This window comes from Microbacterium aurantiacum (assembly GCF_002872075.1).
GTDB classification, from domain to species: domain Bacteria; phylum Actinomycetota; class Actinomycetes; order Actinomycetales; family Microbacteriaceae; genus Microbacterium; species Microbacterium aurantiacum_A.
In genome coordinates this window covers 55935-78840 of the sequence record NZ_PGGU01000004.1, presented here as the reverse complement: position 1 = coordinate 78840, position 22906 = coordinate 55935, and the positions used below count along the sequence as shown (strand labels likewise).

General features: G+C 69.4%; 22 protein-coding genes and 1 tRNA gene. 9 read left to right on the top strand and 14 right to left on the bottom strand.

Going from position 1 to position 22906, the window contains the following annotated elements; genetic code table 11:
• Nucleotides 1-27: 27 nt before the first annotated feature.
• The 3 genes from CUR96_RS01985 to CUR96_RS01975 are packed head-to-tail and all read right to left on the bottom strand — an operon-like array spanning nucleotide 28 to nucleotide 2947.
• Entirely contained in the window at nucleotides 28-882 is an 855-nt protein-coding gene (locus tag CUR96_RS01985) for a PPK2 family polyphosphate kinase (RefSeq protein ID WP_102191632.1), read from the bottom strand.
• A gap of 53 nt (nucleotides 883-935) precedes the next feature.
• The gene (gene menD, locus CUR96_RS01980) at nucleotides 936-2600 is read right to left on the bottom strand and encodes a 2-succinyl-5-enolpyruvyl-6-hydroxy-3-cyclohexene-1-carboxylic-acid synthase (RefSeq protein WP_102191631.1); all 1665 of its coding nucleotides are present in this window, start codon (nucleotides 2598-2600) and stop codon (nucleotides 936-938) included.
• A complete protein-coding gene (locus CUR96_RS01975) occupies nucleotides 2597-2947 on the bottom strand; it encodes a PLD nuclease N-terminal domain-containing protein (protein ID WP_102191630.1) in 351 nt (116 codons plus the stop codon). The genes menD and CUR96_RS01975 overlap by 4 nt, the downstream gene beginning before the upstream one ends.
• A 108-nt stretch (nucleotides 2948-3055) precedes the next feature.
• Here CUR96_RS01975 and CUR96_RS01970 point away from each other — a divergent pair, with 108 nt between their 5' ends.
• A complete protein-coding gene (locus tag CUR96_RS01970) occupies nucleotides 3056-3712 on the top strand; it encodes a 4'-phosphopantetheinyl transferase family protein (RefSeq protein WP_146008109.1) in 657 nt (218 codons plus the stop codon).
• On the opposite strand, the gene CUR96_RS01965 is transcribed toward CUR96_RS01970, so the two are convergent.
• Genes CUR96_RS01965 through CUR96_RS01955 form a run of 3 tightly spaced genes read right to left on the bottom strand, consistent with a single transcriptional unit; the run spans nucleotide 3672 to nucleotide 9646 of the window.
• On the bottom strand, nucleotides 3672-5030 hold the full coding sequence (locus CUR96_RS01965; RefSeq protein WP_102191628.1) for a M1 family metallopeptidase: 1359 nt from the start codon (nucleotides 5028-5030) through the stop codon (nucleotides 3672-3674). The two genes, CUR96_RS01970 and CUR96_RS01965, sit on opposite strands and share 41 nt — an antisense overlap.
• Nucleotides 5027-8959, bottom strand: coding sequence for a Pls/PosA family non-ribosomal peptide synthetase (locus CUR96_RS01960; protein WP_102191627.1), 3933 nt, complete (start codon nucleotides 8957-8959; stop codon nucleotides 5027-5029). The genes CUR96_RS01965 and CUR96_RS01960 overlap by 4 nt, the downstream gene beginning before the upstream one ends.
• A gap of 3 nt (nucleotides 8960-8962) precedes the next feature.
• Nucleotides 8963-9646: a histone gene (locus CUR96_RS01955; protein WP_102191626.1), complete on the bottom strand. Its 684-nt coding sequence runs from the start codon at nucleotides 9644-9646 to the stop codon at nucleotides 8963-8965.
• A 208-nt stretch (nucleotides 9647-9854) separates the two neighbouring features.
• Between CUR96_RS01955 and CUR96_RS01950 the strand changes: the two genes are divergently transcribed.
• Both CUR96_RS01950 and CUR96_RS01945 read left to right on the top strand, forming a co-directional pair.
• Nucleotides 9855-10607 carry a hypothetical protein gene (locus CUR96_RS01950; protein ID WP_146008108.1) on the top strand — a complete coding sequence of 251 codons (753 nt, stop codon included), beginning with the start codon at nucleotides 9855-9857 and terminating at the stop codon, nucleotides 10605-10607.
• Between the two features lie 4 nt (nucleotides 10608-10611).
• Nucleotides 10612-12684: a bifunctional lysylphosphatidylglycerol flippase/synthetase MprF gene (locus CUR96_RS01945; protein WP_102191624.1), complete on the top strand. Its 2073-nt coding sequence runs from the start codon at nucleotides 10612-10614 to the stop codon at nucleotides 12682-12684.
• 1 nt (nucleotide 12685) lies between these two features.
• On the opposite strand, the gene arfB is transcribed toward CUR96_RS01945, so the two are convergent.
• The 3 genes from arfB to CUR96_RS01935 all read right to left on the bottom strand — a co-directional run bounded on the left by arfB (nucleotide 12686) and on the right by CUR96_RS01935 (nucleotide 14304).
• Nucleotides 12686-13126 (bottom strand): alternative ribosome rescue aminoacyl-tRNA hydrolase ArfB, encoded by a 441-nt coding sequence (gene arfB, locus CUR96_RS01940; protein ID WP_102191623.1) that lies wholly within the window; start codon nucleotides 13124-13126, stop codon nucleotides 12686-12688.
• Between the two features lie 30 nt (nucleotides 13127-13156).
• Nucleotides 13157-13232 (bottom strand) — tRNA-Met (locus tag CUR96_RS18535).
• Nucleotides 13233-13317: 85 nt separating this feature from the next.
• Nucleotides 13318-14304: a helix-turn-helix transcriptional regulator gene (locus tag CUR96_RS01935; protein WP_102191622.1), complete on the bottom strand. Its 987-nt coding sequence runs from the start codon at nucleotides 14302-14304 to the stop codon at nucleotides 13318-13320.
• A 61-nt stretch (nucleotides 14305-14365) separates the two neighbouring features.
• On the opposite strand from CUR96_RS01935, the gene CUR96_RS01930 reads away from it, so the two are divergent.
• From CUR96_RS01930 to CUR96_RS01915, 4 genes are read left to right on the top strand one after another with little or no spacing between them, the layout of a single operon-like run.
• Nucleotides 14366-15424, top strand: a complete 1059-nt coding sequence (locus CUR96_RS01930) for an ABC transporter ATP-binding protein (RefSeq protein WP_102191621.1) — start codon at nucleotides 14366-14368, stop codon at nucleotides 15422-15424.
• Nucleotides 15421-16200 (top strand): ABC transporter permease, encoded by a 780-nt coding sequence (locus CUR96_RS01925; RefSeq protein ID WP_102191620.1) that lies wholly within the window; start codon nucleotides 15421-15423, stop codon nucleotides 16198-16200. Before CUR96_RS01930 ends, CUR96_RS01925 begins: the two co-directional genes overlap by 4 nt.
• 60 nt (nucleotides 16201-16260) lie before the next feature.
• Nucleotides 16261-17157 carry a hypothetical protein gene (locus CUR96_RS01920; protein WP_102191619.1) on the top strand — a complete coding sequence of 299 codons (897 nt, stop codon included), beginning with the start codon at nucleotides 16261-16263 and terminating at the stop codon, nucleotides 17155-17157.
• 23 nt (nucleotides 17158-17180) lie between these two features.
• On the top strand, nucleotides 17181-17453 hold the full coding sequence (locus tag CUR96_RS01915; protein WP_102191618.1) for a DUF4229 domain-containing protein: 273 nt from the start codon (nucleotides 17181-17183) through the stop codon (nucleotides 17451-17453).
• Nucleotides 17454-17459: 6 nt separating this feature from the next.
• Here CUR96_RS01915 and CUR96_RS01910 read toward each other — a convergent pair whose 3' ends face one another.
• The 4 genes from CUR96_RS01910 to CUR96_RS01895 form a co-directional block, all read right to left on the bottom strand.
• Complete coding sequence (locus CUR96_RS01910; RefSeq protein WP_102191617.1) at nucleotides 17460-18437, bottom strand: 1,4-dihydroxy-2-naphthoate polyprenyltransferase; 978 nt, start codon at nucleotides 18435-18437, stop codon at nucleotides 17460-17462.
• An 82-nt stretch (nucleotides 18438-18519) separates the two neighbouring features.
• The gene (locus CUR96_RS01905; protein WP_102191616.1) at nucleotides 18520-19164 is read right to left on the bottom strand and encodes a dihydrofolate reductase family protein; all 645 of its coding nucleotides are present in this window, start codon (nucleotides 19162-19164) and stop codon (nucleotides 18520-18522) included.
• Nucleotides 19165-19190: 26 nt separating this feature from the next.
• Nucleotides 19191-19481, bottom strand: a complete 291-nt coding sequence (locus CUR96_RS01900; RefSeq protein WP_102191615.1) for a DUF4287 domain-containing protein — start codon at nucleotides 19479-19481, stop codon at nucleotides 19191-19193.
• A 15-nt stretch (nucleotides 19482-19496) separates the two neighbouring features.
• The gene (locus tag CUR96_RS01895) at nucleotides 19497-19859 is read right to left on the bottom strand and encodes a cupin domain-containing protein (protein ID WP_102191614.1); all 363 of its coding nucleotides are present in this window, start codon (nucleotides 19857-19859) and stop codon (nucleotides 19497-19499) included.
• A gap of 57 nt (nucleotides 19860-19916) precedes the next feature.
• On the opposite strand from CUR96_RS01895, the gene CUR96_RS01890 reads away from it, so the two are divergent.
• Nucleotides 19917-20930, top strand: coding sequence for an ArsR/SmtB family transcription factor (locus CUR96_RS01890; RefSeq protein WP_102191613.1), 1014 nt, complete (start codon nucleotides 19917-19919; stop codon nucleotides 20928-20930).
• A gap of 3 nt (nucleotides 20931-20933) precedes the next feature.
• Here CUR96_RS01890 and CUR96_RS01885 read toward each other — a convergent pair whose 3' ends face one another.
• A complete protein-coding gene (locus tag CUR96_RS01885; protein ID WP_102191612.1) occupies nucleotides 20934-21389 on the bottom strand; it encodes an Lrp/AsnC family transcriptional regulator in 456 nt (151 codons plus the stop codon).
• A gap of 70 nt (nucleotides 21390-21459) precedes the next feature.
• Between CUR96_RS01885 and CUR96_RS01880 the strand changes: the two genes are divergently transcribed.
• Nucleotides 21460-22890, top strand: coding sequence for a DUF6421 family protein (locus CUR96_RS01880; RefSeq protein WP_102191611.1), 1431 nt, complete (start codon nucleotides 21460-21462; stop codon nucleotides 22888-22890).
• The last annotated feature ends 16 nt before the right edge of the window (nucleotides 22891-22906 follow it).

Sequence of the window (22906 nt, the reverse complement as noted above, 5' to 3'; positions counted from 1 at the left end):
AGGGGATGACGAGAGGACGCTCGCCGCTCAGCTCGCGATGAGGCGCTTCTTCTCGGCCTCGACGTCGAAGTCGGCCGCGGGCCACTGGGGATCGATGTCCTGCAGCGCGGACAGCAGCAGCTCCTGCACGGCGAGGCGCGCGTACCACTTGTGATTCGCCGGCACGACGAACCACGGCGCAGCATCCGTCGACGTCCGCTCGAAGACCGTCTGATAGGCCGCCATGTACTCCAGCCACCGCATGCGCTCGTCGACGTCGCCCGGGTTGTACTTCCAGTGCTTGTCCGGGCGGTCGAGGCGCTCCATCAGCCGCTCCTTCTGCTCATCCGGCGAGATGTGCAGCATGACCTTGACGACTCGCGTGCCGGATGCCGCCACCCGGTCTTCGAAGTCGTTGATCGCCCCGTACCGTCGCTCGATCTCGTCGTCTGACGCGAGGGCGCGGACGCGGCCGATCAGCACGTCCTCGTAGTGCGAGCGGTCGAAGACGCCGATGAATCCAGCCTCCGGCAGGCGCTTCTCGATGCGCCAGAGGAAGTCGTTCGCGCGTTCCTCGTCGGTCGGCGCCTTGAACGCCGTGAGCAGCACGCCCTGCGGATCCACTCCCCCGACGACGTGCCGGACGATACCGCCCTTGCCCGCGGAGTCCATCGCCTGCAGCACCAGCAGCACCGCATTCGTCGTCGCGCCGACGCGGCTCTCCGCGTACAGCCGCTCCTGCAGGGCATCGAGCTGCTCGACGCGAGTCGCGAGCTCCTTCTTCCCCTGCGTCTTGCCGCCGCCGAAGCCCGGCGTGGTCCCCGGATCGACATCGCCGAGCCGGAACCCCTCGCCCACTCGGAGGATCTCGGAGGGTTCGGCGGTCCAGCTGTGCGCGGTCATGACCTCATCCTGCCCAATCCCGGGCCGATTCGGCACTCCGCGGCGGAAATCGCTCAGCGCGGGAGGGGAACCTCGATGAGCTGGCGGCCGCCGTTCGGAGTGGTCAGCACCTGATCGAGCGCCGTGCGCGTCGTCACGCGCTGATACTCCCAGCCGTAGGCGAGCGCGAGCTGCTCGAGGCGCACGGTGTGCGGTGTGTAGAACGCGCGGTCGAGGTCGGCGCGCGGGGCGGATCCGGCCACCTCGAGCCCGTCGAAGATCGTGCCGCCGCCGTCGTTGCCGACGATGACCTGCAACCGCGGCTCGGCCTCGTCCGGCGGCAGCAGCAGCGCCCCGACGTCATGCAGGAAGGCGAGATCCCCGAGCAGCACCCGGGTGACGCCCGGCGCGCCCTGAGCCTGGCTGGCGAGGGCGATGCCGGTCGCGGTGGCGATCGTGCCGTCGATGCCGGCGAGTCCGCGATTGGCATGCACCGGCACCTTCTTGCCGCCGAGCACCGCATCGGCGACGCGCACGAGGCGGGAAGACCCGAACATCAGGCGGTCGTGCGGCCAGGTCGCGCGCCACACCGCGTCGACGAGGAGCTGTCGGTCGAGGGGCCGGCGCACGGCATCCAGTTCGGCCTTCACCGCGTCGCGACGGGCGGCGAAGTCGGTCGATGCGAGGCCGTTCTGATCGGGCGCTCGTTCGCTGAGATCGACGGATGCGGCGGCCGACGCCTGCAGCCATGCGCCGAGCCAGGTGCGATCCGGCGCTCCGTCCTCGACGGCGACCGACGCGGCCTGACGCGTGCGGTGGTTGAGATTGAGCGCCTCACCCCCGCGGCGGATGGCGATCACGTCGACGTCGGGGCGGGAGAGGAGCCGCGCGACCTCACGGCTGAGGGTCGGATGTCCGAAGACGATCGCCCGCTCGATGCGGTCGCCGAGTTCGTCGGTGTTCAGCAGCTCCCGATAACCGTGGACCACCTGGCGGCCGAACCGCGAGCCGCTGACGATCTCGGCGATCAGCGGCCAGGACCCGGCGTGCGCGATCTCCTCGGCGTCGGCCCCTGCATCCGCGCCGGCGATGACGACGGTGCGCGGGCCCCGCCCGATACGGAGCGGCTCTCCTGCCAGCGGTCGCGGCGCGGCACCCGGCGAGACCTCGATCTCGGGCAGCGAGCCGGAGAGCGGCTCGCGCGAGGGGAGGTTCAGGTGAACGGGCCCGGCGACGCCCGGCAGCCCGTTCTCGACGGGGCCGCCCATCGCGGCGGCGACCGCGACCGCCGCCAGGGCGGACCAGTCTCCATCGCCGGGGACCGGAGCGTCGATCTCGGCACGCGCCCATGGTCCGAAGACTCCGGGCTGGATCGTGGCCTGATTCGCCCCGACGCGACGCAGCTCGGGCGGGCGATCCGCGGTGAGCAGGAGCATCGGAACGCCGGCGTGGAAGGACTCCATCACGGCCGGCAGCAGGTTCGCCACCGCCGTTCCCGACGTGCAGAGCACCGCGGCCGGCACTCCGCTCTCGCGCGCGATGCCCAGCGCGGTGAATCCGGCGACCCGTTCATCGATCCGCACGTGCACCCGCAGCGCGCCCTCACGGGCGAAGTGCGTGGCCGCAAGAGCCAGCGACTGCGACCGCGAGCCGGGTGAGAGCACGAGGTCGCGCACGCCGTGCGCGATCAGGTCCGCGATCAGAGATGCCGCAGCATCCGTCGCGGGCGACGAGGTCACGGGCGCGGTTCCGGCGTCGGACCCTCGTCGGTCTCGTCGTTCAGACGGGCGAGGTCCTCTTCGAGCTGCTGGATGCGGGCGTCCTGCTCGGTCTTGTTGATGCTGCGCAGGAACGCGGGGTCGTCGTCCGGCGGGATGTAGACGATCGCTCCGTTGTCGTTCGCCCGGCGACGGCCGATCACGAACCAGAGGATGCCGCCGATGACCGGGATGAGGATGACGATCGCCAGCCATGCAGCCTTCGACACGCCACGGTGCCGCGTCGCCGGCTGCACTGCGCAGTCGACGACACTGAACACCCAGAACACGGCGGCGAGGACGCCGCCGATGATCAACAGTCTCACCACCCCTTCAGTCTAGGCGTGCGTGCGGCGCCGGGATCGGGCGTTGACAACGCGGGCATGCGCGAGGACGGGCGCGGTCGCGCAGCCCCGTCGGCGACCTACGCTGGGAGGATGACCGTGGAACGTGGCATGATCGGCCCGGTGCAGCTCGCCTGGACTGTCGCCGCGCCGGACTCCGGGGAGACGGTCGCCCGGTTCGGCGAGTCCCAGCGGCTCCGCCACGCGGCGATGGATCCGGCCCGCGCCGCACGGTTCGCCACCGGACGCTCGCTGCTGGCGGAGGTGCTGTCGGCGCTCACACCGATCGACGGCATCCGTCTCTCGAGCACCTGCGAACAGTGCGGCGGGGATCACGGCCGCCCCCACGTGCTCGGCGACCGGTTAGGCGTCAGCGTCAGCTATGCCGGCGACATGGTGGTCGCGGCCGCCGCCCGCCTCGACCGGGTGACGGCGATCGGCGTCGACATCGAGCGGGTGACCTCGTCCGAAGGCGCGACCCTCACCGAGCTCGCCGCGTTGTTCGCTCCGCAGCCGCCGCCGACGCTCCGTGAGTGGACTCTGATCGAGGCCGCTGTGAAGGCCGACGGCCGGGGTCTGCGAGTACCGGTGTCGGAGGTGGGCCTCGACGAGGGGCACCTCGTCCTGCCCGGCGGGTTCGCGGTGCGGATGCCGGGGCGAACCGCCCCGATCGAGGCGGCTCCGGCACCAGGTCCTGCCGGCTTCGCGGTCAGTGTCGCGGTAGTGCCTGCTGCGGATGCACCGCGGTGATCGGTGCAGGCTCCGCGACGAGAGCGGCCGCGGGAAGGGCAGGGAGCGGTGCGCCGTCGACCCAGTCGTGGAACAGGCCGGCGAGCGGCCTGCCGGTCACCTCTTCGGCCAGCGCCAGGAAGTCCGTCGTCGTCACGGTCGCACCGCGGAACCGTGCGGTCCAGTGGCGCAGCGCGTCGAAGAACAGCGCGTCTCCGACGGTGAGCCGCAGGGCGTGCAGCGTCAGAGCGCCGCGCTTGTAGACCCGGTCGTCGAACATCAGGTCGGGACCCGGATCCCCCAGGATCAGATCCTGCGGAAGAACCGCCAGCCGAGCGTGATGAGCGAGCGCCTTGGCATGCGCGGTCGGTCCGCCCGAGCGCTCGGACCAGATCCACTCGGCGTAGCACGCGAATCCCTCGTTGAGCCAGATGTCTCGCCAGCGCGCGAGGCCGACGCCGTTGCCGAACCACTGATGGGCGAGCTCGTGCGCGATGAGTCGTTCGGATCCGCCGGCGCCGTCGATGTGATTGGCGCCGAAGATGCCCATCCCCTGCGCCTCGAGCGGGATCTCCAGATCGTCGGAGGTGACGACGACGGTGTAGTCGGGCAGCGGGTAGGGGCCGAATGACTCCTCGAAGGCGGACATCATCCGCGGAAGGCCGGCGAGGTCGGCGTGCACTCTCGCCGCGAGGGGACGCGGATAGTGCACTTCGCCCTTCGTCGCCCCCAGGGCGAGGGGCTCCGTCGTGTATCTGCCGATCTGGACGGTGACGAGATACGTAGGAGTCGGAGCGTTCCGCTCGAACGTCCACGTCGTCTTGCCCCCGCTGATCGTGCGCGCGGTGAGTCCGCCGGATGCGACCGTGTACGCCGTGTCGGTGGTGACCTTCAGCAGATATGTCGCGCGGTCGGACGGCAGATCGTTGCAGGGGAACCAGGTCGGCGCGCCGGTGGGCTGCGAGGCCACGAGCACGCCATCCTCGAGTTCCTCCCACCCGATCGTCCCCCATCTCGAGCGTCGGGGTCGCGGCGCACCGGCGTACGTGACCGTCGCGGTGAAGTGCGCGCCCGCCGCGAGCGGCAAGGCAAGCGAGATGCGCAGCTTGCGATCGCTCTGGTGGACGGATGCCGGCCGGCGGCCGTCGATGAGCACCTTGCTCGCCCGGATGCCGACGAGATCGAAGGACAACGAGGCCGCCGATGCGATGACGCGCCCGCGTATCACCGCGGTGCCGGCGAGACGGTTCGTGCTCACCTTGTACTCGAGCGCCAGTTCATAGTGCTCGATGTCGAGGTTCGCATCACCGGACTGGGCTGTGTACGGGTCGCCGGTCATGAGTGATCCGCCTGGTACGCGCGCACCTTCACCGCACGCCAGGGGCCGATCGGGTTCCCGCTCCACCTGCTGCCGACCGGTACGGATTCGCCGCGCATGACGAGCGAGGCCGGCCCCACCGTTGCGTTCCCGCCGATGGTCGCCGCGGGCAGGATCACGCTGTGCGGCCCGAGCGTGGCGCCGGCTTCGAGTGTCACGGTGTCGGTGCTCATCACTCGATCATGGAACAGATGCGTCTGAACCACACATCCGCGGTTGACGGTGGAGCCGTCACCGAGGGTGACGAGGTCGGGTTCGGGCAGCCAGTAGCTGTCGGTCCAGACGCCACGGCCGATCTTCGCGCCGAGCGAGCGGAGCCACAGCGCGAGGGCCGGAGTGCCGGCGGCCGCGTTGGCGAACCAGGGCGCGGCGACCATCTCGGTGAAGGTGTCGGCGACCTCGGTGCGCCACACGAAACTCGACCATAGCGGATGCTCACCTGGGCGGATCCGCCCGACGAAGCCCCACTTCGCGATCGTCGAGATGGCGGCGGCGATCGCACCGGCGAGCAGCATGACGAACCCGGAGAGCAGCCCCGCGAACGCGAGCCCCCACGTGTCGATCAGTGCGGCGAGCACGAAGAAGACGGCGAGTCCGAGTCCGCACGTGACGAACACGGCGATGAGGCGGCACAGCTCCCAGAGCGCCCTCGCCACCCGCAGAGAAACATGCGGCTTGTAGGTGCGGCTGAGATCGGAATCGTTCACGACCCGGCGCAGGCGCACGGCCGGAGACCCGAGCCACGACGAGCCCGGTTTCGACTTCTCCGGAGCGACCGACAGCACGGCGACGAGGCCGTCTTTCGGAACACGATGCCCTGGCCCCGCCATGCCGGAGTTTCCGAGGAAGGCGCGCTTGCCGATCCGGGCGTGTGCGAGCCGCATCCATCCGCCCTTGAGCTCGTATGTCGCGACCATCGTGTCGTCGGCGAGGAACGCCCCGTCGTCGATGGTGGTCATCGACGGCAGCAGGAGGACCGTGGATGCCTCGACCTCGCGGCCGACGCGTGCGCCCAGCATCCGGAGCCAGACCGGGGTGAACAGGCTGGCGTAGATCGGGAACAGCAGCGTGCGGGCCGAGTCGAGCAGGCGTTCCACCGTCCAGGCCTGCCAGGCGACGCGCCCGCGAACGGGGTGCACCCCCTCGGTCAGGCCGATCGACAGGAGCCGGGTGAACAGCAGCACGGAGGCGGCGAACGTGACGCCCGTCGCGAGGACAGCCGGGATCAGCCAGAACAGCGCGCCGGGGATCGCCGACGCCAGCGAGTCCGCGCCGCGGATGCCCTGGGCGATGATGAGGGCGCCGACGCCGAAGGCGCCGAAGTGCAGCAGCCCCAGTCCCGCGGAGGAGAGTCCGTACGCCCACAGCCACCGGCGACGCGCCGGAGGACGTTCGGGGGCGAGCGGCTTCGAGGTGCCGCCGACGCGCGCCGCCGGCGAACCTGCCCACCGCTGCCCGGCGCGCACCCTGCCGAAGACGGCCGAACCCGGGGCGATCTCGGCCCCGCGACCGATCCTGGTCCCCGGCGCCAGGGTGCTGCGCGAGCCGATGGTGGCGTTGGCACCGATGCGGATGCCGCCGACGCGCACCGTGTCGCCGTCGATCCAGTAGCCGGTGAGGTCGACCTCGGGCTCGATGGCGGCGCCCTCGGCGACGTCGAGCATCCCGGTCACCGGCGGAAGCGTGTGCAGATCGACGTTGGGGCCGATCTTCGCGCCCAGCGCCCTGGCGTAGTACGACACCCAGGGTGCTCCGGCCAGCCCCACGGGGTCGATCTGGTGGGCGACCTGCTCGGCCAGCCAGAGACGCAGATGCACTCCGCCGCCGCGCGGATAGTCGCCCGGCTCCAGTCCGAAGAGCAGCAGGCGGGCGAGTCCGGCCGATATCGCCATGCGTCCCCACGGCGTGACGAAGAGCAGCAGCCCGGCGGCGATGACCCATTCCGGCGCGGCCGGGAGGAAGTCGAAACCGGGAACGAGCCTCAGAATCCAGCCGGCGGTGAGCAGCCAGGTGATCCAGCGGAGCCCGGCGAGGAGGAAGAGCGGCACGCCGGCGATGCTCTGCACCCACTGCATCACCCGCGGTGTCGGGCGCGCCCGGCTGAAGGACTCGGAAGGGTCGTCGTCGGACGACGCGGCATCGACGGCATCCGCCATCTGCCTGAGGCGCGGCAGATCGTAGACGTCCGCCATCGTGAACTCCGGCGCGCGGGCGCGGATGCGCGAGACGAGCTGCGCGGCCGCCAGCGATCCGCCCCCCAGCTGGAAGAAGTCGGCTTTCTCGTCGGCGGGGCGGATGCCGATCACGGCGACCCACTGCTCTGCAAGCCAGGCGGGGGTGCCGGAAAGGGTCGAGTCCGCGGCATCGGTGTCGATGAGCGGCCACGGCAGCGCCGCCTTGTCGACCTTGCCGGAGGTGCGCACGGGCAGGTCGTCGATGACGGCCAGCAGCGGGATGAGCGGTGCGGGCAGGGTCTCCGCGAGTTCGGCTCGTGCGACCTGCCGGTCGAAGCCGTCGGCGGGGACGACGTAGCCGACCAGCAGCGGCACGCCGCCTTCCGAACGCTGCACGACGACGGTCGCGGCGGACACGGCTGTCAGCGCTTGTAGCGCGGATTCGACCTCGCCGAGTTCGATGCGCCGTCCGCCGACCTTCACCTGATCATCCGCGCGGCCCTGGAAGAGGAGCCCTTCGGTGTCGGCCCGGACGAGGTCACCGGAGCGGTATGCGCGGTCCCAGCCGAGGGAAGGCATCGGCGCGTACTTCTCGGCATCCTTCGCCGGATCCAGATAGCGGGCGAGGCCCACTCCCCCGATGATGAGCTCGCCCACCTCGCCGTCGGCGACCGGCTGATCATCGCCGTCGACCACGGCGAGCGCCCAGCCGTCGAGCGGGAGGCCGATGCGCACGAGACCTGAACCGTCGAGGAGCGCCGCGCATGCGACGACGGTGGCCTCGGTCGGACCGTACGTGTTCCAGACCTCACGGCCCTCGGCGACGAGCCGGGAGACGAGCTCGGGCGGGCATGCCTCGCCGCCGAAGATCAGCAGCCGTACGTTCTCGATCGCGTCCTGCGGCCACAGAGCGGCGAGAGTGGGCACCGTCGAGACGACGGTGATTCCGTGGCCGAGCAGCCAGGGACCGAGGTCCTCCCCGGAGCGGACGAGCGCACGCGGTGCCGGCACCAGGCAGGCGCCGTGCCGCCAGGCGAGCCACATCTCCTCGCAGGAGGCGTCGAAGGCGACGGACAGACCCGCGAGCACACGGTCGCCGGGACCCAGCGGCGATTCCTGCACGAACAGGTTCGCCTCGGCGTCGACGAACGCGGCGGCCGAACGGTGACTGACTGCGACGCCCTTCGGGACCCCGGTCGACCCCGACGTGAAGATGATCCAGGCGTCGTCGTCGAGAGTCGGCGGCGGCACCGTTGCGGTCATGCTCGAGTTCGGGTGCGGGTCGGCGCCGTCGAACAGGCCGGCGGTTGCCGCTCCCGGTTCGTCGGTACTCGGCCGATACTCGCCCCTGCCGGTGATCACACCGCGGACGCGGGCCTCGCCGAAGACCAGATCCGCGCGTTCCTGAGGATCGTCGGCGTCGACCGGAACGTAGGCGGCGCCGGCGGCCATGATGCCGAGGATCGCGAGGTAGAGCTCGCGGTCGCCCGACGGCATCCGCACGCCGACACGGTCACCGCGGCGAACACCCTGCACGCTCAGCCGCGTCGCGGTGCGCCACACGCCGGCAAGCAGCTCGGAGTAGCTGAGTGCACCCGCGGCATCCTCCAGCGCCGAGGCCTCGGGAAACCGCCGCGCGGTCTCCCTCAGCACATCGATCAGCGTGCGCGCCGCCGGTGCTGCATCCGTTCGGTCGAGATACTCCTGCGCCGTCATCGATCAGGCGGAGAGCAGAGCGAGCAGCTGCGCCTTGGTGAGCTTCGAGTAGCCGGTGCGCCCTGCGGCGCGCGCCCGCGTGCGCAGTTCGGCGACGGTGAGGGCGGCGAGATCTGCGGATGCCGGAGATGCCGCTGCGGGCTTCCGGGCCGTTGCCGGCTTGGCGGCCGCGGGCTTGGCTGCCGGCTTGGGCGCTGCCTCAGGTGCTGCTGCCGGCTTGCGAACTGCGGGCTTGCTGGCAGGTGCAGTCTCAGCCGCCTTCTCCGCCTTGACCTCGGTCGGCAGCGGGGCGGCGGCCTTCGCGGTCTTGGCGTCGTTGCTTGCGGACTTCTGTGCCTTGGCCGGTGCTTCGGTCTTGGCCGCATCCTTCGTCTTCGCGGCATCCTTCTTCGACGCGGCCTTCTTCAGCGCGGCGGCCTCGGCGGCGAGCTTGCTCTCGATCTTGTCCGATGCCTTCTCGATGCGGCCGATGGCGGCCACCGCCTTCTTCTCGACCTTGCGGGGCCTGCGCTCCACCTTCTTCTTCGGAGCGTTCGCGACGTCCTTCGCATCGTCGGCGAGAGCGCGCAGCTTCTTCGCGTCCTTCTTGGGGAGGGTCCTGCTCAGTCGCTTCGCGTCCTTCGCGGCATCCGCCGCCGCTGCCAGCGCTGCGTTCGCCGACTTCACGGCCTTCGTCGTCTTCGCCATCGCGATAACCTCTTCACTCATCGGGCACGCCGCAGAGGGTCGCGGCGGATACGGGCGCTAAGGCTACAGGCCGAAGAAGAACGGCAGGGAAACGGAGTCGCGCGGAGTCGGCCGAGTGAGAGGGCGGATACCTCCCGCTCGACGAGGCACCGCGGCACGGCACAGAGGTGCCCTATCGGCCGAACCGCGCCGGGTGCACAATGTCGATATGAGCGAGGGCTCACTCCCGGAAGAACCGCCACCCACGGGCGGGGTGTCCCCCGAGATCGTCGACGGAGATCCATCTCCGTCGACGGAATCGGATGCGGCGCTCGCCCGACGCGCGCAGATACTCGCGACCGAACACTGGGGTCTGCTCGCGGCGCGCAGCACCGCGCAGAGCGAGGTGCTCACCCGCATCACGATCTTCCTCACCCTCGTCTCCGCCGGCCTCGTCACGATCGGGCTCCTCGGCCAGGCGTCGGATTTCCGCGGCTGGTTCGGGGGTGCTTCGATCGCGATCCTGGGGTTCCTCACGGTGATCGGCTTCATGACCCAGACGCGCGTCATGAACGTCTCCGAAGAGGACATGATGTACGTCGTCGCGATGAACAGACTCCGCGGCGCCTATGTCGACCTCGATCCGTACGTCCGCGATGTCTTCCTCGCCTCGACCTACGACGACCTCGACGGCATGAAGCAGACATACTCTTTTCTGCGCCGCCGCGGCGCGAGCATCCTGATCGGCAGCTCGGTCATGCTGCTGATCGTCGTCAACGCATGCGTGATCGGACTCTTCGCCGGATCGGCGATCATCGCAGCGGGTGGTGCGTTCGAGTGGGCGGTCGGTGTCGGGATCGTGGTCGGCCTGCTCTACGGCACCGGGTTCGCGGCCTTCGGCGGATTCGGCTTCCGGTGGGCATGGAGCCACTACACACCACGCCGGGCGACACCGGACGCGAGAACGGCATCGCTACGCTGAACGCATGAGCGAGCCACTGCCCCGCACGCAGAACAGATTCCTGTCCGTCGTGCGGCGGATGCCGGCGACCCTGACCATGGTCGCGTTGATCCTCGCCGTCGGCGTCGCCTGGCAGGGGCTGTGGAGCCCCTTCGAACGCACCGGCCTCTACGACGCGGTCGCCTACGGGCTCCCGAACCTCACCGACGGCAAGTGGTGGACACCACTCACCGGCACGTTCTTCGTGAACCAGCCCTGGGTGTACGTCTTCACGATCACCGGCTTCTGGGGCATGGCCTACCTGGAGTTCCGCCGCGGCTCCCGTGTGGCCCTCGCGTACTACTGGGTCGGGCAGCTCTTAGCGATCCTCGCCACCGCCCTCGTGCTGCTTCTCCTGTCGCAGCTCGAATGGGAGTGGGCACAGGCTCAGGCCGCAGCGCTCGACGTCGGCGCCTCCGGAGGGACGATGGCGTGCATCGCCGCTGCGATCGGCCTGTTCCGGCCGCCATGGCGCGTGCGCGGCTGGCTCATCCTGCTGGGATTCGTGTTCATCGCGATGCTGTTCTGGGGCGCAGTGGCCGATGTCGAGCACCTGCTCGCCGTGCTGCTCATCCTCTTCGTCGACAGGACGCTGCGCATCCGGCGGACCACCGTGCGCGAGCAGCGGCTCATCGCCGTCATGGCGGTGCTGGTGCTCGGCGTGACGCAGATCATCACGATCCTCGTACCCACCGACGGACCGTTCGGCCCGACGGAGCCGGTATCGGGCGGGTTCCTCGACGTGGCGCTCGACACCGTGGTGATCCTCCTGGTCGTGAACGGGCTGCGCCGCGGCCGCCGCTGGTCGTGGGTGCTCGCGATCATCCTCGGCGCCTTCAACGTGCTTCTGGCAGCGCTCGTCCTCGCCGCGATCATCATCACGAGCGAAGCGCAGATCGAGGCCCAGATCGACGGCGAGACCGAGCTCGCGCTCGGAAGCGGGTTCCTGTGGCTGCTGGTGCTCATCTACCTGATCTGGGTGCGTCCGGCGTTCCGCGCTCGACGGTCCTCCACGATCGGGTTGCAACCCTCTCCTGACGTCGACGAGGTCAAGGCGGCGTTGCACGCGCACGGCGGCGGGACGCTGTCGTGGATGTCGACCTGGGAGGGCAACAGCTACGCCCGCACTGAGAACGGCATCGTGGTGTACCAGCGGCGCGGCGGGGTGGCGCTGGCGCTCGCCGATCCCATCGGCCCTGCCGAAACGCGCGAAGCGGCGGTGACCGAGTTCATCCACATGGCCGAGCATGCGGGCCTCGTGCCATGCTTCTTCAGCGCTGATGACGACACTCGCGCCGCGGCGCCGTCGACCTGGCGCAGCATCGTCGTCGCCGACGACACCATCGTCGACCTGCCCGGCCTGGCGTTCACCGGCAAGCAGTGGAACTCGGTGCGTTCCTCCCTCAACCGCGCTGGGCGGGAGGAGATGACCTTCCGGATGACGCACCTCAAGGACGAGACGTGGGGGGTGCGGCAGCAGCTGCGTGCGATCTCGGAAGCGTGGGTCGGCGACAAGGACCTTCCCGAGATGCGCTTCACCCTCGGCACCCTCGATGAAGCTGAGGACCCCGAAGTCCGGCTGGCGATCGCGATCGCGCCGAACGGCGACGTCGACGGATTCCTGTCGTGGCTTCCGGTGTACGGGAGCGACGGGACGGTGCGTGGCTGGACGCTCGACCTCATGCGACGCCGCGACGGCGGATTCGGCCCGGTGATGGAGTTCCTCATCGGCTCGTCGGCGAAGCTGTTCTCCGAGGAGGGTGCGCAGATCATGTCGCTCTCCGGGGCTCCGCTCGCCCACGACTATCCGCCGGATGCCGGCATGATCGCGGCGCTGAGCGACAAGCTCGCCGAGTCTCTCGAGCCGGTGTACGGGTTCGGATCGTTGCACAAGTTCAAGCAGAAGTTCAACCCGCGGTACGAGACGATGTACCTCCTGTTCCGCGACGAAAGCGACCTCACCCGCATCGGCGGAGCTCTGACGCGCGCGTTCCTCCCGGATGCGACGCTGCGTCAGTTCGCCGGGGCCGGCCTCGAGCTGGTGCGCGGGCGGGACTGAATCAGGTGTCGCGCGGCCGCCGACGCAGCTGTTTGACGTCGGTGCGCTGCTGCTTCGCTTTCAGTCGTCGCTCCTTCGAGCCTCGGCTCGGCTTCGTCGGGCGGCGAGGTGGCGCGGGTGGACGCAGGGCCTCCTCCACCAGCGCGGCGAGGCGTGCCCGCGCGGCGTCACGGTTGCGCAGCTGCGCGCGCTGTTCCGAGGCGGCGATGGTGAGCACTCCGTCCACGAGACGGTTGTCGAGCCGCTCGAGCAGCCGCTCCCGTTGAGCAGGCGACAGCACCGCGGAGCCCGCCGCATCCCACACGAGTTCCACCCGCGAATCCGCGGTGTTCACGCCCTGCCCGCCGGGACCCGACGACCGCGAGAATCGCCACGACAGCTCGGACTCGGGGATCGTGATCCCCGCCGAGATCCGCAGTCCGGGACGATGAGCAGCAGGCATGGAACCATCTTGCCCCTGAAGGTTCCGAAGTGGACGCGACGGCGGGAGTCGAACCCGCCACGCCATCAGGTATGAGCTGAAGCCCGGGACCGCCCGGATCGCCGCGATGGCATTGACGTTACCCCGCCGTGACCTGGGTGGCCAGGACCGTTTCCTGGGATAACCCTATGAGTCAGACGATGACACCCAGGTCAGCCGCGGGCGGGCGGGGCGGGGGCGTCGATCGCGCGGAGCATCCGCTCCAGTGCCTCGCGAAGCTCCGCGCGCTCCGGTTCGGGAAGATCCGTCGTGTACTCGACGCCCGCCGGTATCCACAGCAGTGCGTACATCGCTTCACGCCAGTCCGAGCCCCCGACCGGCCACCGGGTGCGCGCCTCCCCCTCGGCGCTGGCGCCCTGCGACCACACGCCGAACCACTCCTGCATCTCGGAGAACGGCAGCTCCATGACGGCATCCGCCTCGACTTTCTGCGGCGACCACGACGAAGCGACCAGCACCCGCTCCTCGATCTCCTTCTCGCTGATGTCGCGCGGCGCGAACAGCACGCGCGTGTGCTCGACGGACTCGATCCGGTCGATGCGGAAGGTACGCCAGTCGTCGCGATCGAGATCCCAGCAGAGCAGGTACCACTTGCGGCCGGCGGGCGCGAGCACGTGCGGTTCCACCCGGCGGATGCTCTCCACCCCGGCCCCGTCGACGTAACGCAGCCGCAGCCTCTCGCTGTCGCGGGCGGCGAGCGCGATCTCCCCGATGATCGCCGGGGAGACGACGGGACTCTCGCCGATGCGCGCCGGCTGCACCGAAGCGGCGAGCGCATTCACCCGCCGCCGGAGTGCCGACGGCAGCACCTGCTCCAGTTTCGCCAGCGCGGCGAGCGTGACCTCAGCACCTCCGACGAGCTGCTGCGTCGCGGCGACGCGGAGGCCGATCGCCATCGTCACCGCTTCGTCATCGGTGAGCAGGAGCGGCGGCACGGCACTCCCCGCCTCGAGGCGGTACCCGCCGGCCGCGCCGGGGGTCGATTCGACGCGATAGCCCAGCTCGCGAAGCCTGTCGACGTCGCGGCGCACGGTGCGTTCGGTGACTCCGAGGCGGCCGGCCAGCTCGGTGCCCGGCCAGTGGCGGTGGGTCTGCAGCAGGTTGAGCAGGGCGAGCGCTCGGGAGGTGGTGTCGGACATGATTCAAGATTCGCAGAGATTGCGGACAGAATCTGTCCTGGTTGCTTTCTATTGTCGCCCCATGGCAAACGAACCCATCATCGAAACCGAAGGCCTGACGAAGGTCTTCACCGTCAAGAAGAAGCCGGTGCAGGCTGTCACCGACGTCTCCTTCACCGCCGTGCGCGGCGAGCTCGTGGCGTTCCTCGGCCCGAACGGCGCAGGCAAGTCCACGAGCCTGCGGATGCTCACGACCCTGATCCCGCCTACCTCGGGAACGGCTCGGGTCGTCGGCCACGACATCCGGACGGATCCGGCCGGAGTGCGGGCCCGGATCGGATACGTCGGCCAGCTCACCAGCGGCAGCTTCTCACAGCGCGTCCGCGATGAACTGCTCAGCCAGGGGGCGTTCTACGGGATGTCGCGGCGCGACAGCATCCGCCGGGCCGACGAGCTGATCGAATCGCTCGACCTCGGCGGCTTCGCGACCCGCAGCGTGCAGCAGCTCAGCGGCGGGCAGAAACGGCGACTGGACATCGCGCTCGGCCTCATGCACGCTCCGCCGCTCATCTTCCTCGACGAGCCGTCCACAGGACTGGATCCGCAGAGCCGGGCGAACCTCTGGGATCACATCCTCGACCTGCGTATCCAGCACGGCACCACCGTCTTCCTCACCACGCACTACCTGGAAGAGGCGGACCGCTATGCCGAACGGGTGATGGTCATGGACAAGGGACGCATCATCGCCGACGACGCCGCTACGGCGCTCAAGGCGACTCTCGCCGGCGACCTGCTCACGTTCGGATTCGCGGATGCTGCGGATGCGACCCGGGCGCGAGCGATCGTCGCCGGGCTCAGCCATGTCGATGTCGCGCTCGATGACGCATCCCTCTCGCTCGCGGTACCGGACGGAGACCGGCTGCTGCCCATCGTGATCCGTGAGCTCCACGCCGCCGGAATCTCCGTGCAGAGCGCGACCGGCGTTCCGCCGACCCTCGACGACGTGTTCCTCGCCCTCACCGGCCGCACGCTCCGCGAGGCGGGCGAAGGCACCGCCGAACCCGAATCCGAATCCGAATCCGCCGACACCGCGACCGCGGCGCCGGCGGCCCAGACCGAGAAGACCGGAGTCCTGTCATGACCATGAACGAAACCCTCGTCCGGCCGAATCTCGCCCGCGACACCCGCAACGTCCTCGTCCGCGAACTCCGGCCAGTGGTCCGCGATCCCTTCACGCTGATCTTCAGCCTGCTGCAGCCGTTGGTCTTCCTCGGCTTGTTCGGTCCCCTGCTCGTCGGGAGCTCCGGCGAGCCGGCGGGCGAGACGCTGGCGTGGTTCGTTCCCGGCGTGCTCGTGATGATCGTGCTGTTCGGCACCGGCGCGACCGGGTCGAACCTGCAGTACGAGATGATGACGGGTTCGCACGAGCGCACCCTGGTGGCCCCGCTCGCACGGTCCTCGCTCCTCGTCGGACGAGCGCTGAAGGAGATCGCACCGATCGTGATCCAGGCGCTCGTGATCGTGCTGATCGCCTGGCCGTTCGGGTTCGCCGTCCACGTCGGCGGACTCCTCATCGGGCTCGCGCTGCTCGCGGTGTTCGGTGTCGGCCTCGGCTCACTGTCCTACGCGCTGGCGCTGGCCACGAAGGATCGCGAATGGCTCTTCTGGGGTGTGCAGCAGTCGCTGATCTTCCCGTTGCTCATCCTCTCCGGCATGCTTCTGCCACTCGACGACGGGCCCGCGTGGATGCGCGCGGTCGCGTCGGTGAACCCGGTGAACTGGATCGTCCAGGCCGAACGAGCGCTGTTCGCCGGCGACCTCGGCAGCAGCGCCGTGCTGTGGGGCGCCGTCTCAGCGGTCGCGGTGGCCGTGGTCGGGCTGATCGTCGGAGTCCGCTCTATCCGCCGCAGCAGCTGAAGACGGCATGCTCCCTCGTCGCGGCGTGCAATCCGCCTGCGGATCGGCGACGATGGGAGCATGCTCTGGCCATTCGGAACGACCTGGCGTCCGATGCGGCAGAAGATCCGAGGCACCGTCGATCTGCGGTGGCTGACCGCACGATCCTGGACGACGAAGTGGTATCCGCAGGGCATCGATCTCGGCACCTGGCGGGGCCGGCGCACGCTGGCCGTCAGCTGGTTCCGCCAGGACCGGATGCGCAGGCACGTCGCATCCCGCATCGCGTTCGTCGACCTGGAGCGCTCGCGCCACCTCGACGTCGCACTCGCGATCGAAGGTGACGACGGAGAGCTGGTCCCAGCGCAGATCCACGCCGGCGGGCTCGCCTGGTTCGGTGATCGCCTGTTCGTCGCGGCGACCGGACAGGGGATCTGGGAGTTCGACCTCGCAGCGCTCCGCCGCGTCCGCGGTCCGATCGCGCGCCGGCTGGCTGGGTCGCGGGGCCGGGGCTGGCGTGCTGTCGCACTCGTCGCGGTGCGCACACGCGTGCACCCTGTGGCGCTGAGGTGCTCCTACCTCGGACGCGTGTTCGATGACGCCGGCGAGCCGCTCCGCCGGGTTCTCATCGGCGAATACCGGGCCGACGAGAACGGCCGGATCGGCGAGTTCGTCGTTCCCGGGGGCCCGGACGACCGGTTCGAGAGGGTTGACCTGTACACTCCGGGCATCGCGAACATGCAGGGCGCGGTCCGCTGGGGTGACCATCATCTCGTCTCCCAGTCCGATGAGCAGCGGGCCGGTGTCCTCTGGAGCGGACATCGTGATTCACTGTCACGCGACCGGATCCCGCTCCCCATCGGCTGCGAGGACCTCGCACTCGATCTGGAGGCGCGACTGCTGTGGTCGCTGGGCGAGCACCCGTGGCGTCGCGTGGTCCGCGGAATCCCCTTCGCTCAGCTCGGATTCGACGCATAGAGACGCGAACGTAGACTGATCGGGTGAAGCTGCCACCCCTCCTCGTCTACACCGTGCTGCGGTTGCTGGCGTTCCTCGTACCGCTCGCGATCTTGTGGTTCTTCTTCCCGATCTTCCGCGAGTTCTGGTGGCTGGCGGCGATCTTCGCCGCTCTCATCGGCACCAGCATCTCCCTGCTCTTCCTGCGCGCGCCGCTGTCCGGGGCCTCGACGGAGCTGCACGAGCGGCGCAGCGCACGCGCGGCGGAGCGACAGCGCGACGAGGATGCCGAGGACGAGGCGACCGGACAGGCCTGACCTCGGTCAGCCCACGAACGCCCAGAAAAGCGCACCGGCGTAGAGCAGCGCCCCCAGCGAGGTCAGCCCCAGGGCGACGACCAGTTCCTGCGCCCTGCGGTAGGTCCAGACGATGAGGATGGCCGGGAGCGCCGCGAGGAGCGCCATCAGCGCCAGCCACGCGATCGGGAAGAGCAGCGCGAGGAAGCTGGAGATCGCGAACGGCACCAGCACGAACACCGTGTACAGCACCTGGGTCGCACGCCGCCCGATGAGCACGCTCAGCGTGCGCTTGCCGACGGCACGATCCTGATCGATGTCGCGGAGGTTGTTGGCGAGCAGCACGGCGCAGGCGAAGAGGCCGGCAGCGATCGCACCGAGCCACGCCTGCTGCGGCAGGTCGAAGATCTGCACCCAGGTCGTGCCGAGGGTCGCGACGAGCCCGAAGAACGCGAAGACGAAGACCTCACCGAGGCCGTAGTAGCCGTAGGGCCGCTTGCCGCCCGTGTAGAACCACGCCGCGGCGATGCACACGGCGCCGACGGCCAGCATCCACCACTGCCCGGTGCGGATGATGATCGCGAGGCCTGCGGCTGCGGCGAGCGCGAAGAAGATCAGCCCGATCACCAGCACGGTTCGCGGCTTGACCCGTCCGGATGCGGTGAGCCGGGCGGGCCCGACGCGCTGCGCGTCGGTGCCGCGGATGCCGTCGCTGTAGTCGTTCGTGAAGTTCACGCCGATCTGCAGCAGCACCGCCACGGCGAGGCAGGCGAGCGCGATGACCCAGTGGAACTCCGGGCCGGTGCTGCGCGCGGCACCGGTTCCGATCAGGACCGGTGCGACGGCGAGCGGAAGTGTGCGCAGCCGGGCGGCACCGATCCAATCGCGGGCCGTGACCGGACCAAGGTCCGCCTCCACGATGGGACGCTTGGCCGGGTTTCCGCTGGTGCGCTTCGGCTTGCGCTTCTGGGCGGTGTTCTTCTTGCGCTGGGAGGATGCTGCCACGCAGGGAATCCTACTGGCAGCATCCTCGCTGGTCCGTGCGCGGGCGACCAGGGAGCCGCGTCGATCCGGCGTGCGACCGTCGTCAGCGCCGGGTGAAGGTCACATGCGTGACGCCGCTCTCGGCGACCTCGCTGCTGATGTCGTAGTCATTCTCGAGCCCGCGCAGATCGTCCCAGATGCGCTGTCCGCGCCCGAGCACGATCGGCACCACCGCGAGGTGGAGACGATCGACGAGGCGTGCCGCGATGAAGGCGCGCGCGACCTCGACGCCGCCGCCGATCCGCACGTCCTTGCCGCCTGCAGCCGCAGTCGCGCTGGCGAGCGCCTCTGCAGGAGTGGCATCGAGGAAGTGGAAGATCGTGCCGCCGAGCATCTCGATGGCGGGCCGCGGTGTGTGGGTGAGCACGAAGACCGGCACATGGAACGGCGGCTCGTCGCCCCACCATCCCCGCCAGTCCGGGTCGTCTGGGTTCGCGTGCAGCCCGAACATCCCGGCTCCCATGATCTCGGCGCCGACGCCCTCGAAGTACGCGCCCGCGTACTTCTCATCGATGCCGGTCGTGCCCGCACCGGACGTATCGCCGAGTACGCGCTCGCGCATCGTCCTGGTCGCGACGTATGCGGCCACCAGGCGCCCCCAGTCGTCGCCGAACGGGTTCTCCGGCGTCTGGTCTGTCGTCGACGCGAATCCGTCGAGGGAGATGTTCAGGTCGATGCGGACTGCCATGTTCGTGCTCCTCTGGTGTGTGCGGGTCAGGGGTTCGGGTTGCTGTCTTTGCCGTCGAGCCAGAGCGTGTCGGACTTGTCGCCGTGCGGACCGCTTCTTCCGACATGCTTGTCGCCGATCTGCGGGCCTTTCGTGATCACGTGCACGAGGGCCATCGCATGTCCCTGACCGAGCGCGTAGTCCTCCTTCAGCCAGGCGACGATCGGCGTCGCCTTCGTGGTCTCGTCGAATCCCTTCGCCGTGGCCAGCTCGATGAACTGGCGCGGGGTGAGCCCGGTCTTGGTCTCGATGTTGTCGAGATATGCCTGGAACGACATTCGTACTCCTGTGTCTCAGTCCTCGTCGAGGAACGTCTGGATGATGGTCGGGGAGGCGTGGATGCCCATGATGCGCAGCGTCCCCTCTCCGATGTTGGTGAAGCAGTGCGGCACGTACGCCGGTCCGGTGGCGGTGTCGCCGGCACCGGCAGTGAACGTCTCCTCGCCGATGGTGATCCGGGTCGCGCCCTCGAGCACGACCCAGGTCTCGGAGTACGGATGCCAGTGCATCCCCGGCCCTTCGCCGGGCTGGTTCTCCACGTAGAAATATGACACGTCGGCGTCATGCTCCGCACCGACGAACTTGCGACTGCGGCCCGTGCCGATGCGGATGTCAGCCTCGGCGACGACCCCCTGGGGAAGTGATGTGCTGTTCATGTCCCCAGTCTCGACAGCGCACGTTGGACGTCCTAGAGTTTCGATGTGGATCGAAACATGGGCCCGATCGAGGGCATCGAGCATCCCGACCACCGCGTCGAATTCCAGCTGAGTCCGGGTGACATCCAGGCCGTCCGCTTCGGCATCTCCCCCGGGCATGAGCTCGCGCACGCCGTGCGAGTCCTGCTTCGTCCCCAGCAGCATCCTCTGCAATGGGGATGGCTGCGCGCGGTGCGCGACCGCCTTCCCCGGGAGAGCTTCGAGCTGCTCGCCGCCGTCATCGGCGACGACGGCTATCTGCCTGACTTCCTCACGGCCGCGCCCCACTGGGACATGACGCCGGAGGCCGAGCTCGCCGCCCTGCGCGCGACGGCGCTCGAGCCGATGCGCGTCGACTTCGGCAAGATGGTGCTGCGCTCGACAGGTGCACGACAGCAGGCGCTGAGAGGCATGCAGCAGCATCCTGCCCGGGCGCGGAGCATGATCGCCGAGGCCTGGTCGGTCGTGTGGGACGCCGCGCTCGCCCCGGTGTGGCCGCAGCTCGAACGCCTGCTGCGTGCCGACATCGCCGTGCGTGCTCGCACCATCGCCGCGTCCGGCCTCTCCGGGATGGCGAACGATCTGCACCCGAAGGTCAGCTGGGGCGACGGCGCCGTGCGCGTCTCGCTGCGCAAACACAGCGAACAGGTCGACTGCCACGGGAGCGGGCTCGTGCTGGTGCCGTCGGTGATGTCGTCGTGGGGATGCATGGTGCTGACCGAACCGCCGGCGCAGCCGACGCTGTTCTATCCCGCCCGCGGTGTCACGGCCGGGTGGGCCCGTGATCAGGTCGAGATCCAGGCGTCGCTGGGAGCGCTGCTCGGACCCGCTCGCGCGGGCATCCTGTTGGGCGCCGGAACCGCGCGCACGACCTCCGAGGTGGCGGACGATGCGGGGATCGCGGCATCCACGGCGTCCCACCACCTGACCGTGCTGCGCAAAGCCGGTCTCATCGGCAGCGCACGCGACGGCGCCCGGATGCTGCATCTGCGCACCCCGCTCGGAGAGGCGATGGTCGGCGCCGTGCTGTGACGCTTACGTCGCCTCGGCCGACACGATGGGCCGGTGCTCGTAGTAGGTCTGCAGCACCACGGTCGTACGGGTTCTGACGTTGGCGGCGAGACGGACGTCGCGAACCAGTTCCTCCAGCGCACGCGGCGAGGCGACGCGCACGAAGAGCATGTAACTGGCGTCGCCCGCGATCGAGTGGCACGCCTCGATCGCCGTGAGGTGCTCGAGCAGCTCGGGCGCGTTGTCGGGTTGAGCAGGATCGAGCGGCGTGATCTCGATGAACGCCGACAGCGGCGTGCCGACGGCTTCGGGATCGAGGATCGCGCGATAGCCGGTGATGACACCCCGGGTCTCGAGGCGGCGCAGGCGCGACTGCACCGCAGACACCGACAGCCCGACGGCGTCCGAGAGCTGCGCCAGCGTGGCGCGTCCGTCCCGCGAGATGGCAGCGAGGATGGCGTGGTCGACAGGATCATCCATGCATGGAAGAATAACTGTAGTTACCGGCAATCGCCGGAATATTTCCTGCATTCAGCGATCGGAGGTCCCGATGTCCCTCACCACCACCCACAGCAACGCTTTCATCGGCGAACCCGAGGTCGTCGAGGACGCTTCCCTCGCCGAAGCATCCGCCGCCTGGATCCAGCTCAAGGACGCGGCGATCGCGATCCGCGAGCTGCAGGTCAAGGACGGCTCGATTCCGGATGCCGAGCACCAAGCCACCGCCCGCGAGCTCGTCGCCGTCATCACCGCGGGCATCCGCGCGCTCGCACCGGCGTTCCCGCACGATGCCGACTACCTGACCGCTTCCGTCGCTGACTTCGACCGCTGGGTCTCCGAGGACTTCGGCGTGCCGGACTTCTACGACTCGCTCGTGGCGTTCCAGCCGCAGCTGCACCGCGTCGACGGCATCCGCCACCTCGTCGTGTTCCCGATGTACACCCAGAACGGCTCCAGCGATCGCCTCGTCGAGGCGCTCATCGTCGAGGCGATCTGGCCGGACTTCATCGCGGAGCTCGAGGCGGGCGACTACGGCAACAAGCTGTTCCTCTCGCTGCGCCTGGTGGACTTCACTCCGGGGTACGACACGAACTCCGCGGTGCTGTTCCCGGAGACCGTCGCCATGCGCGAGATCCCGACCTTCACCTGGGGCGCCATCTTCCAGGACCGTGAGGCCGCCCGCTACCGTCGGGTCACCCGCGCGGCAGCCGAGATCACCAAGCTCGACATGCCGGCCGCTGCTGCCGCGATGCTCGACGACCAGGCGCTCACCGAGCGGGCGTTCGTGATGTGGGACATCATCCACGACCGCACGCACATGCGGGGCGACCTGCCTTTCGACCCGTTCATGATCAAGCAGCGGATGCCCTTCTTCCTGTACTCGCTCGAGGAACTGCGCTGCGACCTGACCGCGTTCAGGGAGTCGGTGAAGATCCAGCGCGCGCTGTCCGCACGCGTTTCGGCCGGCGAGGCGCTCACCGCCGCCGAGCAGGAGTTGCTCGAGCACGCTCCCCTCGCGCAGTACGCGGTGATCTTCGACCGGATCTTCCGGTTTTCGATCACCGGCACCCGGGTGCGCAACTACGACGGTCTGGGCGGCCAGCTGCTGTTCGCCTGGCTGCACCAGCGCGGCGTGCTGCACTGGACCGACACCCGGCTGGCGTTCGACTGGGAGGGCGTGCCGGATGCGGTCGTCGCCCTAGGCGACGCGATCGACGAACTGTACTGGCGCTCGATCGACCGTCCGAAGACGTCGCACTGGCTCGCCGCCTACGACCTGGTCCGCAGCGTCCTCACCCCGCACCCCGCGTCTGTCTGGGCGCGCGGTCTGCCGGACGAGGTGCTCATGGGCGCGCCGAAGGGCTTCACCGACGCGGTGCTGGACGACGAGTTCCCGCTGTCGATGTTCTTCGAGGCGCTCGACAAGAAGATGAAGCCGGTCATCGAATCGACGGTCGGCATCCGCGGCACGGACGATTGACCGATTCGCATGAATG

Coding starts and splice junctions, on each gene's coding strand:
- arfB (WP_102191623.1), bottom strand. CDS start 13,126: ATGCCTGCTGCTCATCGTCCCGGACTGCGGATCTCGGCGGGGATCACG.
- CUR96_RS01960 (WP_102191627.1), bottom strand. CDS start 8,959: ATGACGGCGCAGGAGTATCTCGACCGAACGGATGCAGCACCGGCGGCG.
- CUR96_RS01935 (WP_102191622.1), bottom strand. CDS start 14,304: ATGTCCGACACCACCTCCCGAGCGCTCGCCCTGCTCAACCTGCTGCAG.
- CUR96_RS01970 (WP_146008109.1), top strand. CDS start 3,056: ATGACCGTGGAACGTGGCATGATCGGCCCGGTGCAGCTCGCCTGGACT.
- CUR96_RS01895 (WP_102191614.1), bottom strand. CDS start 19,859: ATGAACAGCACATCACTTCCCCAGGGGGTCGTCGCCGAGGCTGACATC.
- CUR96_RS01930 (WP_102191621.1), top strand. CDS start 14,366: ATGGCAAACGAACCCATCATCGAAACCGAAGGCCTGACGAAGGTCTTC.
- CUR96_RS01945 (WP_102191624.1), top strand. CDS start 10,612: ATGAGCGAGCCACTGCCCCGCACGCAGAACAGATTCCTGTCCGTCGTG.
- CUR96_RS01890 (WP_102191613.1), top strand. CDS start 19,917: ATGGGCCCGATCGAGGGCATCGAGCATCCCGACCACCGCGTCGAATTC.
- CUR96_RS01900 (WP_102191615.1), bottom strand. CDS start 19,481: ATGTCGTTCCAGGCATATCTCGACAACATCGAGACCAAGACCGGGCTC.
- CUR96_RS01885 (WP_102191612.1), bottom strand. CDS start 21,389: ATGGATGATCCTGTCGACCACGCCATCCTCGCTGCCATCTCGCGGGAC.
- CUR96_RS01985 (WP_102191632.1), bottom strand. CDS start 882: ATGACCGCGCACAGCTGGACCGCCGAACCCTCCGAGATCCTCCGAGTG.
- CUR96_RS01950 (WP_146008108.1), top strand. CDS start 9,855: ATGAGCGAGGGCTCACTCCCGGAAGAACCGCCACCCACGGGCGGGGTG.
- CUR96_RS01880 (WP_102191611.1), top strand. CDS start 21,460: ATGTCCCTCACCACCACCCACAGCAACGCTTTCATCGGCGAACCCGAG.
- CUR96_RS01965 (WP_102191628.1), bottom strand. CDS start 5,030: ATGACCGGCGACCCGTACACAGCCCAGTCCGGTGATGCGAACCTCGAC.
- CUR96_RS01920 (WP_102191619.1), top strand. CDS start 16,261: ATGCTCTGGCCATTCGGAACGACCTGGCGTCCGATGCGGCAGAAGATC.
- CUR96_RS01905 (WP_102191616.1), bottom strand. CDS start 19,164: ATGGCAGTCCGCATCGACCTGAACATCTCCCTCGACGGATTCGCGTCG.
- CUR96_RS01925 (WP_102191620.1), top strand. CDS start 15,421: ATGACCATGAACGAAACCCTCGTCCGGCCGAATCTCGCCCGCGACACC.
- CUR96_RS01955 (WP_102191626.1), bottom strand. CDS start 9,646: ATGGCGAAGACGACGAAGGCCGTGAAGTCGGCGAACGCAGCGCTGGCA.